Genomic DNA, 16,621 nt, shown 5'->3' on the forward strand with positions numbered 1-16,621 from the left:
CGCGGGACAGTTCGTTGAGCATGTCCGGGAACGGCGTTTCCCCTCGTCTGGAACCGGGGCTGCCACTCCCGTGAAATCAGCAGGCCAAGAGCACTTCCTTACCTCGCGGAACAGGCATCGCGGGCCACGTTCAGGGCGTCGTTGACGCGTTTGCTGGCATCGTTGAGCGCGCCGACCGGAGCGGTGTAGGTCATCTTCCGCGACTCCGAGGCCAGGGCGCGCGCGGCGCTCACGTAGGCGGTGAACTTCTGCGACAGATCCGCGGGCAGGGCGTCACCGGCGGAATTCACCCGGCCCTCGACCGTCTTGGCGGCATCCTCGAGGGTCTGCGCCGCGGTATCCCGCTTGACGTCCTGATCGGGCGCGTTCGCGTCGTGGGCGTCGACGAACTCGTTGTACTTGGTGACCGCGACACTGGTCGTGCCCCGGAACGGCGTGCAGTTGTCACTGATCGCCTTCGCCTGCGCGGCCGCCTTCGCCGAGGAGGTGGCCGCCGCGGACGACGAGGCCATCTCCGTGCGATACGCCGAAGCCTCCACCTGGTTGGCGGTGGCGGTACCGTGGATGGAGCTCGAGCAGCCGGCCACCACCAGTCCCGTGCCGACCGCCAAGGTCGCGCACATCAGTCCGAACCCGCGTGGGTCCAGCAGCTTCATCGTCCTCCCCGCTTCTCGACATCGACTGTGTCCAAGGGCACTTATGAATGCAAATGTTGCCTCGTGCACGGTACTGGATTTCCGGCTGACATGATGACCGGGGACGCATCATCGGCAAGGATGTGAGATGCGCCCCAATCCGTTCGCGTCGGATGGCCCGCTTACCAGCGCCAGCCTTCCGGGGATCTCCAGACCAGAGCCATCAGCTTGTCCACCCCCTGTACGAGGAGCATTGATTTTGACCGACCTGCTGCACCCGATGTCTTCGTCCGGCCCCGCCGCCGACGGCCACGGCGACGCCGCGCAAGCGCCCGCCCGGACCGCCGGGGCCCGCGTGCGAGTGATCCGCGAGGGGGTGGCGTCGTACCTACCGGATATCGACCCGGACGAGACCAGTGAATGGCTCGAATCCTTCGACGAGATGCTCGACCGCGAGGGTCCGGGCCGCGCCCGCTACCTGATGCTGCGCCTGCTCGAGCGCGCCGGTGAGCGACACGTCACGATTCCGGCCCTGACCTCCACCGACTACGTCAACACCATCCCCACCGAGAACGAACCCTGGTTCCCCGGCGACGAGGAGGTCGAGCGCCGCTACCGCGCCTGGATCCGCTGGAACGCCGCGGTCATGGTGCACCGCGCCCAGCGTCCGGGAATCGGTGTGGGCGGGCACATTTCGACCTACGCGTCCTCGGCGGCGCTGTACGAGGTGGGCTTCAACCACTTCTTCCGGGGCAAGGATCATCCCGGCGGCGGCGACCAGGTGTTCATGCAGGGCCACGCCTCCCCCGGCATGTACGCGCGCGCGTTCCTCGAGGGCCGGCTCACCACCGATCAGCTCGACGGCTTCCGCCAGGAGTACAGCCACGGCGGCCCGGGCCACGGCCTGTCCTCGTACCCGCACCCGCGGCTGATGCCGGACTTCTGGGAATTCCCCACGGTGTCCATGGGTCTGGGCCCGATGAACGCCATCTACCAGGCGCGGTTCAACCACTACCTGCACGATCGCGGTATCAAGGACACCGCCGATCAGCACGTGTGGGCGTTCCTGGGCGACGGCGAGATGGACGAGCCCGAATCGCGCGGCCTGATCCAGGTCGCCGCGAACGAGGGCCTGGACAACCTCACCTTCGTCATCAACTGCAACCTGCAGCGCCTGGACGGCCCGGTGCGCGGTAACGGCAAGATCATCCAGGAGCTGGAGTCGTTCTTCCGCGGCGCGGGCTGGAACGTCATCAAGGTCGTGTGGGGCCGCGAGTGGGACGCGCTGCTGGGCGCGGACCGCGACGGCGCCTTGGTGAACCTGATGAACTCCACGCTCGACGGCGACTACCAGACCTACAAGGCCAACGACGGCGCGTACGTGCGCGAGCACTTCTTCGGCCGCGACCCGCGCACCAAGGAACTGGTGAAGGGCCTGACCGATCAGGAGATCTGGAACCTCAAGCGCGGCGGCCACGACTACCGCAAGATCTACGCGGCCTACGCGGCGGCGCTGGCGCATCAGGGCAAACCGACGGTGATCCTGGCCAAGACCATCAAGGGGTACGGCCTGGGCAAGCACTTCGAGGCCCGCAACGCCACGCACCAGATGAAGAAGATGACGCTGGACGACCTCAAGGCGTTCCGCGACGTGCAGCGCATCCCGATCACCGACGCGCAGCTCGAGGAGAACCCGTACCTGCCGCCGTACTACCACCCCGGTATGGAGTCCCCGGAGATCCAGTACATGCTGGGCCGTCGGCAGGCGCTCGGCGGCTATCTGCCCGAGAGGCGCACTGCGGCAAAGCCTCTGCAACTTCCCGGCGACGAGCCGTATCGCGGGGTGCGCAAGGGTTCGGGCAAGCAGAACGTCGCGACCACGATGGCGTTCGTGCGGCTGATGAAGGAACTGCTGCGGGACAAGGAGATCGGCAAGCGGATCGTGCCGATCATCCCCGACGAGGCTCGCACCTTCGGTATGGACTCGTGGTTCCCTTCGTTGAAGATCTACAACCGCAACGGGCAGTTGTACACATCGGTCGACGCGGATTTGATGCTTGCCTACAAAGAGAGCAGCGTCGGGCAGATCCTGCACGAGGGCATCAACGAGGCCGGTTCGACCGCGTCCTACACGGCGGCGGCCACCTCGTACGCCACCCACGGCGAGCCGATGATCCCGCTGTACATCTTCTACTCGATGTTCGGTTTCCAGCGCACGGGCGACGGCCTGTGGGCGGCGGCGGATCAGCTGGCGCGCGGGTTCATCCTCGGAGCAACCGCCGGGCGAACCACGTTGACCGGTGAGGGCTTGCAGCACAACGATGGTCACTCGCTGCTGCTGGCCTCGACCAACCCGGCGATGGTCGCCTACGACCCGGCGTTCGCGTTCGAGATCGCGCACATCGTGCGGGACGGTCTGCGCCGGATGTACGGCGGCGGTCAGCCCGCCCCCGAGACGACCGCGCTGCCGGGCACGCATCTGCTGCGGCAGCAGGACGCCTTCGGCGGCGAGAACATCAGCTACTACATCACCCTGTACAACGAGCCCTACCCGCAGCCCGCCGAGCCGGACGGCATCGATATCGACGGTTTGCTCAAGGGTCTCTACCTGTACCAGCGCGGTGCTGAGGGCGCGGTGCGCGCGCAGATCCTGGTCTCGGGCGTGACCGTGCCGGACGGCCTGCGCGCACAGGAACTGCTCGCCGAATGGGGTGTGGCGGCCGACGTCTGGTCGGTGACCTCGTGGAGTGAGCTGCGTCGTGACGCGGTCGCGAAAGAGATTGCGGCACTGCACAATCCGGGCACCGAGACGGAGGTTCCGTACGTCACCCGGGCGCTGTCGCAGGCGCAGGGACCGTTCATCGCGGCCTCGGACTGGATGCGCGCGGTGCAGGATCAGATCCGCAAGTGGGTGCCGGGCGACTACACCACGCTCGGCACGGACGGTTTCGGCTTCTCCGACACCCGCCCGGCCGCGCGCCGGGTGTTCAACGTGGACGCCGAGTCGATCACCGTCGCCGCACTGTCCGCGCTGGCCCGAACCGGTGCGATCGAGGCGTCGAAGGTGACCGAGGCCGCGGCCCGCTACCGCATCGACGACGTAAACTCCGCCGAGAAGTCGACCGATAACGAGGATTGATGGCCTAGTCCACCGAATCCTCCTGCTTCTGCTTCGCTGTTGCGAAAGCCCGACCCGAAAGGCGAGATGACTCGTTACCTGACCACCTCCCGCGTGCCCAGCGGCGAAGCGTCTCTGTACGCCGGAACTGTCAGGCAAACCACGTCACACCAAAGTTTTTCGGTGCGGCTACCGAAAAACCCGCCGCAGCGAAGCGGAGGCAGAAAATACAGTGGATCGTAAACCGCCGAGACCGCGCCGGATATCCGAGTCCGACACCTCCCATGAGGTGTATCTGCCCACCGGGGCGCTGTCCCCCAATCGGCAGAACCGGGACCCGTTGCCGGACACGCTGCTCAAACGGGTCAAGCAGTTCTCGGGGCGGTTGTCCACCGAGGCGGTCGCCTCGATGGAGGACCGGTTGCCGTTCTTCGGCAGCCTGGACGCCGCCCAGCGCGCGGGCGTGCAGATGCTGGTGCAGACCGCGGTGGTGAACTTCCTGGAGTGGTTGCAGGATCCCGAGAGCGATATCCGGTTCAGCCTGGACGCGTTCCAGGTGATCCCGCAGGATCTGGCCCGGCGGCTGACGCTGCGCCAGACCGTCGACATGGTCCGCGTGGCCATGGAGTTCTTCGAACAGTGGCTGCCCGCGCTGGCGCGCAACGACCGGCAGCTGGTGGCCCTGACCGAGGCGGTGCTGCGATACGGGCGTGAGCTGGGTTTCGCCGCGGCCTCGGTGTACGCCAGCGCCGCCGAATCCCGCGGCGCGTGGGACACCCGGCTCGAGGCGCTGGTCGTGGACGCGGTGGTGCGCGGCGACACCGGACCCGAAATGCTCTCGCGCGCAGCCACACTCAACTGGGACGCCACCGCACCCGCGACGGTGCTGGTCGGCACGCCGCCGAAGGATCAGGTGGCCGTGGTCGGTTCGGTGCACACCACCGCGGCCCGGCACGGTCGCGCGGCGCTGGCCGTGGTGCAGGGTTCGCGGCTGGTGATGGTGGTCAGCGGCCATCTCGGCGATACCTCCTATCCGTCGCCGTTCCTGATGGATCTGCTCGCCGAGGCGTTCTCCGAGGGGCCGGTGGTGATCGGACCGACCACCCGCACGCTGTCCGCGGCGCATGCCAGCGCGCTGGAGGCGATGGCCGGAATGGAGGCCGTGGTGGGCTGGCGCGGGGCTCCCAGGCCCGTGCACGCCTCCGAACTCCTGCCCGAACGGGCCCTGCTCGGAGATCGCGCTGCGGTCGAGGCCCTGAACGAGTATCTTGTGCTACCGTTGGCCGCCGCCGGGTCGGCTCTGTCGGACACCCTCGACGCCTACCTGGATTGCGGTGGAGCCGTCGAGACTTGCGCCCGCCAGCTGTTCGTTCATCCAAATACGGTTCGTTATCGCCTCAAGCGCATCGGCGAGGTGACCGGCCGGGATCCGCTCAATCCGCGCGACGCGTACGTGCTCCGGATCGCCGCGACCATAGGCCGCCTGACACGAACTCGTAACGAATCGTCAACATCAACCCCTGGCGACCCACACGAACCGGTTCACGAGGATCGGCTGTAACACGTAGCATCCGCGCGTCGATGGCGAGGAGCGACTAGCCGTTTTGTGGAGTCCACACAAAAGCAGTCCGCAAACATCATTCGCGTCGACATCTCCACAACCCACCGAAACGGTGTTGTCTAGAGAAGTGATCGCGTTGTTCGCCCCAGGACAGGGCTCCCAGACACCCGGCATGCTCGCGCCTTGGCTCGACCTCCCCGGCGCGCGTGACCATCTCGAACTCTGGTCCAAGGCCGCCGGCCTGGACCTGGTGCGGCTCGGCACCACCGCGACCGCGGAGGAGATCACCGACACCTCGGTGACCCAGCCGCTGGTGGTGGCCGCCGCACTGCTCGCCTACGCCGAGATACCGCAGAATGCGCTGCCGCCCGCTACGATCGTCGCCGGACACTCGGTCGGCGAGCTCGCCGCCGCCGCCGTCGCCGGCGTCATCACCTCCGACGAGGCCGTGACGCTCGCCGCGATCCGCGGCGGGGAGATGGCCAAGGCGTGCGCGCTGGAGCCGACCGGCATGTCCGCCGTGCTCGGCGGCGACGAAGCCGTCGTGCTCGCCCGGCTCGCGGAACTGGATCTCGTTCCGGCCAATCGCAACGCGGTCGGTCAGATCGTGGCCGCGGGTCGGCTCGATGCGCTGGCCGAGTTGGCGGCGAACCCGCCGGAGAAGGCACGCGTGCGTGCCCTGCCCGTGGCGGGGGCCTTCCACACCGCGTTCATGGCTCCGGCCCAGGACGCGGTGGCGAATGCCATCGCACAGATTTCCCCCGGCGAACCGACCCGGACCCTGCTGTCGAATTTCGACGGCAAACCGGTCACCTCGGGTCGGGACGCCGTCGAAAAGCTCGCGGCACAGGTGACCCGGCCCGTCCGGTGGGACCTGTGCACCGAAACCGTTCGCGCGGCAGGGGTTTCCGGGGTGGCGGAGTTGCCGCCCGCTGGAACCCTGGTCGGCATCGCCAAGCGGGAGCTGAAAGGCACCCCGAATCTGGCGCTGAAGACCCCCGAGAACATCCCCGCGTTGTCCGACCTGTCGGCAACCGGCTAGCTTTTCTGCGGCTTGCAGTGATGCAACCGCAACCGGTGAAACGAAACATTCGCCGATCCGGTTCCGAAAAAAAGTAAACAGACCCCGTCGAAGAGAAGAACAAGAAGGGAGCCACGCAGTGGCCGCTCTGACCCAGGAACAGATCGTCGAAGAGCTCGGCAAGATCATCGAAGAGGTGACCGGTATCGAGCCCTCCGAGGTGACCATCGAGAAGTCCTTCGTCGACGACCTGGACATCGACTCGCTGTCGATGGTCGAGATCGCCGTGCAGACCGAGGACAAGTACGGCGTCAAGATCCCCGACGAGGATCTGGCCAGCCTGAAGACCGTCGGCGACGCCGTGGGGTACATCCAGAAGCTCGAGTCGGAGAACTCCGAGGCCGCGGCCGAGCTGAAGGCCAAATTCGGCGCGGACTCCGAGTAGGACCGATACCGTGACCACTCCTTCCACTCTGAACGGGAACTTCCCCAACGTCGTCGTAACAAGCCTGGCGGCGACCACGTCGATCGCGGGTGACGTCGATGCGACGTGGAAGGGACTCCTCAACGGCGAGAGCGGCATCGACGTTCTCGAGGATTCCTTCGTCGAGGAATACGACCTTCCGGTCCGCATCGGCGGCCACCTGAAGGTTCGGCCCGAGACCCTGCTGTCCCGGGTCGAGTGCCGTCGCATGGCGTACGTCGAGCAACTCGCAACCGTGCTCGGTCGCGAGGTGTGGAAGAACGCCGGTTCTCCGGAGGTAGATCCGGAGCGCCTGGGCGTCGCCATCGGCACCGGACTCGGCGGCGGCGACGCGCTGATCGATTCGGTCGACAAGCTCAAGAACGGTGGCTATCGCAAGATTTCGCCGCTGGCGGTGCAGATGGTCATGCCGAACGGGCCGTCCGCCGTGGTGGGCCTGGAATTGAAGGCCCGGGCGGGAGTGGTCACTCCGGTCTCGGCGTGCTCATCCGGATCGGAGGCCATCGCGAACGCGTGGCGGATGATCGTCATGGGCGACGCCGACATGGTTGTCACCGGTGGTGTCGAGGGTTATATCGACGCCGTGCCGATCGCGGCATTCTCCATGATGCGCGCGATGAGCACCCGGAACGACAACCCGAAGGCCGCCTCGCGGCCCTTCGACTCCGCGCGTGACGGCTTCGTCTTCGGTGAAGCCGGTGCGCTCATGGTCATCGAGACCGAGGAGCACGCCAAGGCGCGTGGAGCGACGATCCACGCACGGCTGATGGGAGCCGGAATCACTTCCGACGGTTTCCATCTGGTCGCCCCCGCTCCGGACGGGCAGGGTGCGGCACGCGCGATGACACGGGCGATGCAGACCGCGGGTCTGAGCAAGCAGGACATCGCCCACGTCAACGCGCACGCGACCGCGACGCCGATCGGTGACACCGCCGAGGCGAACGCGATCAACCTGGCCGTGGGCAACCATGCCTCGGTCTACGCGCCCAAGTCCGCCCTGGGCCACTCGATCGGCGCGGTCGGCGCCCTCGAGTCGGTACTCACCGTGCTCAGCATCCGCGACGGCATCGTGCCGCCCACGCTGAACCTGGAGAACCAGGATCCGGAGATCGATCTGGACGTCGTGCACGGCGAGGCCCGTCGTCAGGACATCCAGTACGCGATCAACAACTCGTTCGGTTTCGGTGGCCACAACGTGGCGCTCACCTTCGGCCGGTACTGAGTTCGCCTCGGCCGGGTCACACCGGCCGCTGCCATAACACGAATCCCCGTGCGGGCCTTGGACTTCGGTCGACCCGATGCCGAGACCCGCACGGGGATTTCTATTTTCATTTTCGCAGCCGCGTCAGCGACTCACCATCGTCTCGAGGAGAGAACGCGATGACCATCATGGCTCCCGCTCAGGCGGATGCTGCCACCGATCCCCGGGATCCGCTGGGCCGGTTGCAACGATTCTTCGACCCCGGCACGGTGCTGCCGCTGCACCCCCGTGACAAGTCCGGCGTGCTGGCCGCCGTCGGCGAGGTCGACGGCGTGCGCACCGTCGCCTACTGCTCGGACGCGACCGTCATGGGCGGCGCGATGGGCATCGAGGGCTGCAAGCACATCGTCGACGCGATCGATACCGCCATCGACTCCCGGCTGCCCGTCGTGGGCATCTGGCATTCCGGTGGCGCCCGCCTGGCCGAGGGTGTGGAGGCTCTGCACGCGGTCGGCCTGGTCTTCGAGGCCATGGTTCGCGCGTCCGGGCTGGTCCCGCAGATTTCCGTGGTGCTCGGCTTCGCGGCCGGTGGCGCTGCCTACGGTCCCGCGCTCACCGATGTGGTCATCATGGCCCCCGAGGGCCGGGTCTTCGTCACCGGTCCGGATGTGGTGCGCAGTGTGACCGGCGAGAACGTCGACATGGCCACGCTCGGTGGGCCCGAGACGCACCACAAGAAGTCCGGGGTGTGCCATATCGTCGCCGCCGACGAATCCGATGCCATGCATCGCGGCCGCCGGCTGGTGTCGATGTTCGCCGAGCAGGGCGCGTTCGACATGGTCGCCGCCGAACACGGCGATGTCGACCTGAAGGCGATGATGCCCGAGTCGGCCAAGCGCGCCTACGACGTCAAACCGATCGTGCACGAGCTGCTGGACAACATCAACGGCGAGTCCACGTTCGAGGAGTTCCAGGGCGGTTACGCCCGCAGCATGGTCACCGGCCTGGGCCGGCTGGCCGGGCGGACGGTCGGGGTGCTGGCCAACAATCCGCTGCGACTGGGCGGCTGCCTGGATTCGCAGAGTGCGGAGAAGGCGGCACGCTTTGTGCGGCTGTGCAATTCGTTCGGGATTCCGCTGGTCGTGATCACCGATGTGCCCGGATATCTGCCCGGTGTGGGGATGGAGTGGGAAGGCGTGGTGCGTCGCGGCGCGAAGCTGCTGCACGCGTTCGCCGAGGCGCGGGTGCCGCGCGTGACGCTGGTGACCCGCAAGATCTACGGCGGCGCCTACATCGCGATGAACGCCCGTTCGCTCGGTGCGACCGCGGTATTCGCTTGGCCCGGTGCGGAAGTCGCGGTCATGGGCGCCAAGGCCGCGGTCGGGATCCTGCACAAGAAGGCGATCGCCGCCGCTCCCGAGTCCGAGCGTGAGGCGTTGATCGAGCGGCTGACCGTCGAGCACGAGCAGATCGCCGGTGGGTTGAGCCGGGCGATGTCGATCGGGGTGGTCGACGAGATCATCGATCCGGCCAGGACCCGGTCCACGATCGCCGCCGCGCTGGCCGCCGCGCCCGCCCGGCCGAGTCACCTCAAGAACATTCCGCTGTAGCTCGGCGGTAGTCTTCCAGTACAACGATTTACGGGTGGTCTCCTCGGGGGCCACCCGTAAGTCATTACCGCACAACAGAATCGAGGGGGAACGCATGGATGAGCTGCGAGCGCGGCTGACGGCGGCCCTGGACGAACTGCATGCCTCCTATGCCGATCAGACCGTTCTGCGTGCCGCGCTGGCCGAGGAGCGTGCCGACCGCAGCGCGCTGGCCGCCGAACTGCGGTGCGCGCGAGCCGAACTGGATCTCGCCCGGATCGAGAACGCGCGGCTGGGCACGGATTATCTGCGTATCCAGGGTGATTACGTGCAGATGCAGTACGAGCAGATCGAGATGCGGCACGATCTCATCGAGGTCGAACATCTGGTGACGGTGCGGTTGGCGGCGCAGGAGGAGGAGTTGCGGCTGCTGCGAGGTGGGGAGCTGCCGCCGGAGGGGTGAGTTCGGGGTGTCAGGGCTCGGTCGGGTCGGGGTCGTCGGAGTATCCGGTGACGGTGAGCTCGACGAGCAGCAGCACCGGCGATTCGGCGCTGGGCACCAGGGAGGCGACGGCGTCGACCACGGTCCAGCCACCGTCGGTGCGGCGCAGGCGAATTCCGCCCAGGCGACCGCCCGTCTCGTGGGCGCGGACGGCCCGGTCGACCTCGGTGAGGATGCGCACGACGTCGTCCGGATGCGGGGTGTCGCGGTCGTCTACCACGCCCTTCCACTGGATGTCCGGTATCGGGTCGGTGACCCAGCGGATCAGCCGGACCTTCTCCACGTCAGCGAGTACCAGATGGGTGCGGCCCGAGCGTTGACGGCCGAGTGCGGCGAAGGCGGCGGTGTCCACCGAAGCCGGTTCGGGCGCAAGGAATTCGGTGACGTCGTGCAGCAGGCCGCGCCACCGCGTGCGAGCGGTTCCGGCGCCGTTGCGCAGGGCCAGGTGGAAACGTCGCGACTCCTCGCCGACACAGGCGGTGACATCGCCCGCCCAGCGCGTGCTCTCGCGCGAATCGCGGGTGTGCAGGATCAACTCCATCGAGCCGTCGAACCGCCGCACGTATCGGAACGCCTCTGGAACCGTCCAATGCGAACGTTCTTTCGGCATCGCCCAGCCGAAAGGGTTGTCCGCCAGTCGAATCGATCGCCGCTCGGACGAATAGTCGAACGCGACAACGGAATACGGCTCGGGTAGTTTCTCATCCACCGCGGCGCTGCGTACCTGGACCGCGTAGATCTGCCCGTCGGGGCCGAATACCGGTGTGGCACGGATGATCTCGTCCTGTTCACCATCGCGCGAACGACGTGCCGCGACCACCTCGACGGGCTCCCCGCCCCGCCACACCGGTTCGATCACGCGCTGCACCGCGGGCCGCAGCACCCGCGCCACGGACCGCCACGGCACCGGACGCTCGTCGACCGCGAGTACGCTCCAGTCCTCGTACTCGCCCAGTGTCTCGATCAGTACCCGGCTGCCCACGCCGCCCCTCCTCCTCGGTGCCGACGATCGACTCTGCCATATCGGCGCGCCGGGTTTTCCGGGAGTGCCGGGTAGCGCGGGGTCGCGGCGTGCGGTGCGGAATTCAGCCGACGTCGCGGCGCAGCCAGGTGACCTCCGCGCCCTCGCTGCCGCTGCGGAACGGTTCGAGATCGTCGTCCCAGGCCGTGCCGAGCACCCGATCGATCTCGACGGCGATCTCGGCGGGGCTGTGCCGGCCCAGCTCGCGCGCCAGCCGCACGATCTCGCGCAGGCGCATCTCCCCGACCATCACATCGCCGTTGGCGCTCATCGCACCGCACCACAGGCCGAGACCGGGGACGAAACTGTAGCGCTCGCCGTCGACGCCCTCGCTGGGATCCTCGGTGACCTCGAAGCGCAGTACCGGCCACGCCCGCAACGCGTTGGCAATCTTCGATCCGGTGCCCACCGGACCCACCCAGTCGGTGGTCGCGCGCAGTTGTCCCGACGCCGCGGGTTGCGCGGTCCAGCGCAATTGCGCGGGCGATTTCAGGGTCGAGGACAGCGACCATTCGATGTGCGGGCACAGCGCGGCCGGCGACGCGTGGATATACACCACTCCGGACGTCGCGTCCGCGAACTGACTCGTTCCGCGCACCAGTACACCTCCAGCCTCGACCTGGAACGTCTTCCCCAACGATCGGTCGTGCTGGCGTTGCCCGAGTTTACTGGAGTGCCCGGAGTTACGTGTGTTACTCGGCCTACGTGTCGCGATCCGCCGCGAACTCGGTGAGTACCGAGTCGCTCAGTGGCGGCCACGCCGCGCGGGCCCAGTCGCCGAAATTCTCGTCGCTCAACGCCACGCACGCCACCCCCGATTTGGGATCCACCCACAGGAAGGTGCCGGATTGCCCGAAATGGCCGTAGGTGCGCGGTGAATTCGCGCGTCCGGTCCAATGGGGAGTCTTGTGGTCGCGGATCTCGAATCCCAGACCCCAATCGTTGGGGCGCTGCGAACCGTAGCCGGGCAGCACGCCATTGCAGCCCGGGAATTGCACGGTGCAGGCCTCACCCAGAGTTTGCGCGGAAAGCAGACTCGGACTGAGCAATTCACCGGCAAAGCGCAGCATATCGGCGGCCGTCGAGCTGGCGGCGTGTCCGGCCGAGCCGTTCAGGAGCGAGGATTTCATGCCGAGTGGCTCGAATACCGACTCGTCCAGATAGTCCTCGAAGTCGATCCCGGTCTGATCGGTGACGAACTGCGCCAGCACCTCGAAGCCGGAGCTCGAGTAGATCCGCTTCGTGCCCGGCTCGGCCATGATCACCGTGGTGTCGAAGGCCAGGCCCGAGGTGTGCGCCAGCAGATGCCGGACCGTGGAGCCCGGCGGGCCCGCCGGTTGGTCCAGTTCGATCGCGCCCTCCTCGACCGCGACCAGAACCCCGTAGGCGACAAGCGGTTTCGTCACCGAGGCCAGCGCGAACTCGCGATCGAGGTCGCCCTCGGTCGCCACCACGCCACCCGCCGCGGTGACCACGCCCGCGGCGGCATGTCCGACCGGCCATTCCCGAATCTGCTCCAACGCTCGCACGCCGATGAGCTTAGAGCGCCCGGTTCTCGGGCCCTCCGGGGCTCCGGCGTGTCGGGAAGCCTGTGCACCCCGTCAGTTGCGAGCACGGTCGAATTCGGTGCAGGCCGGTAGTCGCCCGCGCCTGCGCCCTCGCCTACCGGCCCACAGCACCGCCCACGGCATCGGCATCGCCCGCCGCCCACGCCATATCAGCATCGGGGGCGCACAGGGGAGGCGGTGCGAGCCGGCCGGACCGTGGCGGTCAGGCGTGGATGTCGTGGAGGTGGTGGATCAGGTCGTGTACGAAGTAGGTGGCCATCGAGTCGACGGTGAACAGCGAGCCGTTGCTGCGGCGGGCGGCCAGGGCGCGGTCGGGCGCGGAGACGGATTCAAAAGCGCGGGAGACGATTTCGGCTGCCTCGGCCAGTTCGGCGGCCACGACGACGGGGGCCTGCGACAGGTAGTGGTCGGCCTCGGCGGTGCGGTCCTGATCCCAGTTCGCGAAGACGGGCAGGCCCTCGGCGAATCCGGTCGTCGCCTCGAAGGCGGCGATCGCGGGCGGCGCGGCGGGCTTGCGCAGGGCGATGTCCAGGCGGTATCGGAATATTCGGCAAACGTCGCGCACGTGGGCGGTGTATTCGATTGGGGCCCAGGTGGATTCGTCGGGACGAACGGTGATGTCCGGACGCGCCAGGGCACCGACGAAGCGGGCGGCGGCCGCGCGGGTCAGGCCCGGCACCTCGTCGTAGGCCGTGGCCGGACCGTCGAATCCGCAGTCAGGGCAAGCCCTGTCCAGCACCCAGGTCCAGTCCTTGTCTTCGGCAACGATCGGCATGCCCAGTAATTTATCTTGGCCGCAAATCATCTGCCATAAATAAACCGCCAAACCTCATCGAGATCCGGTCGCACCGCCGGCAGCTCGCCCGCTCACTCGATCAGCTGGTTGGCCTTCGCGAACAGTTCCAGGGTGATGGCGTGCAGGAAGTCGCCGACCTCCTTGGGGGCCTTGCCCGCGAAGGCCCGGGCGTGGGTGCCCTCGAGGACGATGCCCAGTTTGAAGCAGGCCAGGACCGTATACCAGGTGATGTCGGTGAGGTCGCGGGTGGAGAAGGTCGCGTAGTGGGCGATCATCTCCTCGGGGGTGGGCAGGCCGCCGAGTTGGCCGAGGGCGCCGAACAGGCCCGCGGCGGCGGTGCTGGGTTCGGGGCGGGTCGCGATCTGCCAGCCCAGGTCCAGCAGCGGGTCGCCGATGGTGGACATCTCCCAGTCGACCAGGGCCGCCACCTGCGGGCCGTCGTAGCGGAACATGATGTTGGCCAGGTGGCAGTCGCCGTGCAGGATGCCGGGCTCCCAGATCGATGGGCGGTTGCGCTGGAGCCAGTCGCCGACCCGGTCGACGCCGACGATCTCCGGGCCGGGATAGCCCTCGTTGGCGCTGTAGGACTCTAGCTCGCTCATCCAGCGCGGCACCTGACGTTCCAGGAAACCGTCCGGCTTGCCGTAGTCCTCGAGGCCGAGTTCCCGGTAGTTCAGCGCGCCGAGGCGGGCGATCGCCTCGACCGCCGACAGGCCCATCTGCCTGCGGACCTCGGGGTCACCGGTGTGCAGTTCGGGCAGTTCGGTCTGCGGGTTGAAGCCGATGATCGGCTCCATGAGGTAGAACACCGCGCCCAGGACGGAATCGTCGGTGCAGGCCGCGATCACCTCGGGCGCGCGCACGCCCGTTCCGGTGAGTGCGCCCAGCAGCCGCGCCTCCCGGCGGATCACGTCATTGCTCTTGGCGCGCAAATGTTTCGGGCCGCGTCGCAACACGTAGTCGCGCCCCGCGCGGCTGAAACGCAGCATGATGTTCTGGGTACCGCCGCCGAGCGCGGTCACGCCCTCGAACGGCCCGCCCGGCAGCCCCTGCTCTTCCATCCACTTGCCGACGACCTCGAAGTCGACGACTTCACGGTCCACATCGGCCGGTTGCACCACAGACATGTCCCATATTGTGCACCAGAGACCACGCCGAACTGAAGGCAGACGCCCTCAATACGCCATCGGCCCCACCCGACCACGCCGACTACGGTGAACCCATGCGCACGACCCGCCCCGGGGTCCGACCGGGGCCCGCATACGCCACCACCGACGACGCCACACCGGCGACCGCCACACACGACTTCGAGCCCAAGGCTGGTTCCGGTCCCGGCGACTCGACAACCACGGACTCCGCAACCACGAGCCGCATCCCGGACAAGGTAACCGGCCGCAGTGCCGAGACGTCCGGCGAGCCCACGACACACACAAGCCAGGCAACCACCGACACCGCCGCCTTCTCGGCCGACACATCTGACCACCTCGCGCCGCATCAGAATTCGGTGCCCGCGGCTCCTACCATCAGCGGTCACATCCCGGACAACGCGGCCGATCGCAGCGCTGGGGTGCACGACGAGCCCACGACACGCGCACACCGGGCCGCTCTGCGAACCGCGAAAGTTTCGACCGATGCGACGGGTCCCCATGCTGGGGTGTCCGAGGGATGTCGGGAGGCGGGGGTCGCGCTGACGGTTTTGTGGGAGCGGGTTGAGCGGGCGGTGGATGCGGAGGCGGTGTTTCTGGCTTTGTATCGGGAGTCGGTGACGGCGTTCTGGTTGGACAGTACGCATGCCGAACCGGGGTTGGATCGGTTTTCGTATCTGGGGGATGCGGGTGGGCCGTTGGCCGAGACGGTGCGATATCGGGTGGGGGCGGGGTTGGTGGAGGTTGCGGGGCGGGGTGGGTGCGAGGTTGTGGGCGGGGATGTATTCGATTATCTGGCAATGCGATTGGGGCGGGTGGAGGTCGAATTGCCGGATGTGCCTTTCGATTTCGTGGGTGGGTATGTGGGGTATCTCGGGTACGAGATGAAGGCCGAGTGTGGTGCGGCGGAACGGTATCGGGCGGAGATGCCCGATGCGCAGTGGGTGTTCGCGGATCGGGTGGTCGTGGTGGATCATGTCGCGGAGCACACCTATCTGGTCGCACTGGCCGACTCGGATACCGTTGCGGCAGCGGAGGATTGGTTGTCCTCGACGCGGGCGGTGCTGGCGGGGCTGCCTGATCGGTGCACGCCGGATCGGCTCGAGCTCGCGGTCGACGAGGGGGCCGTGGAGTCGCGGCTGACCCGGGGCAGGCAGCGGTATCTGGCCGATATCGCCGAGATCCAGGCGCAGTTGCGGGCGGGTGAGACGTACGAGGTGAATCTGACCGACAGTGCGTATGTCGACCAGGATTGTGACGGTCTCGCGGTGTATCGCGCACTGCGGCGGTCGAATCCGGCGCCGTACGCGGCGTTTCTGCGGTTCGGGGAGCTCGAGGTCGCGTGTTCCTCGCCGGAGCGATTCCTCACGGTGGATCGGTCGGGCATGGTCGAGACCAAGCCGATCAAGGGGACCGCACCGCGCGGGGCGACGCCCGAGGAAGACGAAATCCTGCGGCGCGCACTGGAATCCGATCCCAAGACCCGCGCGGAGAATCTGATGATCGTCGATCTGCTGCGCAACGATCTGGGGCGGGTCTGCGAACTCGGCAGTGTGCGCGTCACGGCGCTCATGCACACCGAGACCTACACCACGATGCATCAGCTGGTGACCACCATCCGCGGCCGTCTGCGCCCCGACGTGGACGCGGTGACCTGCCTGCGCGCCTGCTTCCCGGGCGGCTCGATGACCGGTGCGCCCAAGCTGCGCACCATGGAGATCATCGACGAGCTGGAGACCGAAGCGCGCGGAATCTATTCGGGCACAATCGGATTCCTCGGCCTGGGCGGCACCGCCGATCTGAACGTCGTCATCCGCACCGCGGTCCGGTACGGCGGCCGCTGGAGAGTCGGCGCGGGCGGGGCGATCGTGCTGGATTCCGACGCCGAGCAGGAGTACCACGAGATGGTGCTCAAGGCGACCACGGCGCTGCGCGCGGTCACCGCGGTCGCCGGGGCGCACTCCCGCAGCTGAGCGCGCC

14 protein-coding genes are annotated in these 16,621 nt (G+C 67.5%); 8 read left to right on the forward strand and 6 right to left on the reverse strand.

Annotation, left to right across the window (positions count from 1 at the left end):
• Positions 1-98: 98 nt before the first annotated feature.
• Complete coding sequence (locus NRB20_RS17995; protein ID WP_194289906.1) at positions 99-656, reverse strand: hypothetical protein; 558 nt, start codon at positions 654-656, stop codon at positions 99-101.
• Between the two features lie 238 nt (positions 657-894).
• Between NRB20_RS17995 and aceE the strand changes: the two genes are divergently transcribed.
• From aceE to NRB20_RS18030, 7 genes are all read left to right on the forward strand, one after another.
• A complete protein-coding gene (aceE, locus tag NRB20_RS18000; RefSeq protein WP_227833631.1) occupies positions 895-3,774 on the forward strand; it encodes a pyruvate dehydrogenase (acetyl-transferring), homodimeric type in 2,880 nt (959 codons plus the stop codon).
• A gap of 241 nt (positions 3,775-4,015) precedes the next feature.
• Positions 4,016-5,314, forward strand: coding sequence for a PucR family transcriptional regulator (locus NRB20_RS18005; RefSeq protein WP_406603852.1), 1,299 nt, complete (start codon positions 4,016-4,018; stop codon positions 5,312-5,314).
• Between the two features lie 127 nt (positions 5,315-5,441).
• A complete protein-coding gene (locus NRB20_RS18010; protein ID WP_319945113.1) occupies positions 5,442-6,356 on the forward strand; it encodes an ACP S-malonyltransferase in 915 nt (304 codons plus the stop codon).
• 118 nt (positions 6,357-6,474) lie between these two features.
• A complete protein-coding gene (gene acpM, locus NRB20_RS18015; RefSeq protein WP_319945056.1) occupies positions 6,475-6,780 on the forward strand; it encodes a meromycolate extension acyl carrier protein AcpM in 306 nt (101 codons plus the stop codon).
• 10 nt (positions 6,781-6,790) lie between these two features.
• On the forward strand, positions 6,791-8,041 hold the full coding sequence (locus NRB20_RS18020; protein ID WP_319945057.1) for a KasA/KasB family beta-ketoacyl-ACP synthase: 1,251 nt from the start codon (positions 6,791-6,793) through the stop codon (positions 8,039-8,041).
• 158 nt (positions 8,042-8,199) lie between these two features.
• Entirely contained in the window at positions 8,200-9,630 is a 1,431-nt protein-coding gene (locus NRB20_RS18025; protein ID WP_153411307.1) for an acyl-CoA carboxylase subunit beta, read from the forward strand.
• Positions 9,631-9,724: 94 nt separating this feature from the next.
• A complete protein-coding gene (locus NRB20_RS18030) occupies positions 9,725-10,072 on the forward strand; it encodes a hypothetical protein (protein ID WP_153411308.1) in 348 nt (115 codons plus the stop codon).
• 10 nt (positions 10,073-10,082) lie between these two features.
• Here the strand turns inward: NRB20_RS18030 and NRB20_RS18035 are convergent, their stop codons facing one another.
• From NRB20_RS18035 to NRB20_RS18055, 5 genes are all read right to left on the reverse strand, one after another.
• A complete protein-coding gene (locus NRB20_RS18035) occupies positions 10,083-11,093 on the reverse strand; it encodes a GAF domain-containing protein (protein ID WP_153411309.1) in 1,011 nt (336 codons plus the stop codon).
• Between the two features lie 103 nt (positions 11,094-11,196).
• Positions 11,197-11,730 (reverse strand): DUF3145 domain-containing protein, encoded by a 534-nt coding sequence (locus tag NRB20_RS18040; RefSeq protein WP_319945058.1) that lies wholly within the window; start codon positions 11,728-11,730, stop codon positions 11,197-11,199.
• 103 nt (positions 11,731-11,833) lie between these two features.
• Positions 11,834-12,661 carry a serine hydrolase domain-containing protein gene (locus NRB20_RS18045; RefSeq protein ID WP_319945059.1) on the reverse strand — a complete coding sequence of 276 codons (828 nt, stop codon included), beginning with the start codon at positions 12,659-12,661 and terminating at the stop codon, positions 11,834-11,836.
• 241 nt (positions 12,662-12,902) lie between these two features.
• Positions 12,903-13,475: a DinB family protein gene (locus tag NRB20_RS18050; RefSeq protein ID WP_153411310.1), complete on the reverse strand. Its 573-nt coding sequence runs from the start codon at positions 13,473-13,475 to the stop codon at positions 12,903-12,905.
• A gap of 92 nt (positions 13,476-13,567) precedes the next feature.
• On the reverse strand, positions 13,568-14,623 hold the full coding sequence (locus tag NRB20_RS18055) for a phosphotransferase family protein (protein WP_153411311.1): 1,056 nt from the start codon (positions 14,621-14,623) through the stop codon (positions 13,568-13,570).
• Positions 14,624-14,718: 95 nt separating this feature from the next.
• On the opposite strand from NRB20_RS18055, the gene pabB reads away from it, so the two are divergent.
• The gene (gene pabB / locus NRB20_RS18060; RefSeq protein WP_153411312.1) at positions 14,719-16,614 is read left to right on the forward strand and encodes an aminodeoxychorismate synthase component I; all 1,896 of its coding nucleotides are present in this window, start codon (positions 14,719-14,721) and stop codon (positions 16,612-16,614) included.
• Positions 16,615-16,621 lie beyond the last annotated feature (7 nt).

Origin of the sequence: Nocardia macrotermitis (assembly GCF_009604405.1) — a bacterium.
Taxonomy (GTDB): domain Bacteria; phylum Actinomycetota; class Actinomycetes; order Mycobacteriales; family Mycobacteriaceae; genus Nocardia; species Nocardia macrotermitis.

What these genes read in the sequence shown, in the direction of transcription:
- NRB20_RS17995 (WP_194289906.1), bottom strand. Translation starts at nt 656, where the DNA reads ATGAAGCTGCTGGACCCACGCGGGTTCGGACTGATGTGCGCGACCTTG.
- NRB20_RS18025 (WP_153411307.1), top strand. Translation starts at nt 8,200, where the DNA reads ATGACCATCATGGCTCCCGCTCAGGCGGATGCTGCCACCGATCCCCGG.
- NRB20_RS18030 (WP_153411308.1), top strand. Translation starts at nt 9,725, where the DNA reads ATGGATGAGCTGCGAGCGCGGCTGACGGCGGCCCTGGACGAACTGCAT.
- NRB20_RS18050 (WP_153411310.1), bottom strand. Translation starts at nt 13,475, where the DNA reads ATGCCGATCGTTGCCGAAGACAAGGACTGGACCTGGGTGCTGGACAGG.
- NRB20_RS18055 (WP_153411311.1), bottom strand. Translation starts at nt 14,623, where the DNA reads ATGTCTGTGGTGCAACCGGCCGATGTGGACCGTGAAGTCGTCGACTTC.
- pabB (WP_153411312.1), top strand. Translation starts at nt 14,719, where the DNA reads ATGCGCACGACCCGCCCCGGGGTCCGACCGGGGCCCGCATACGCCACC.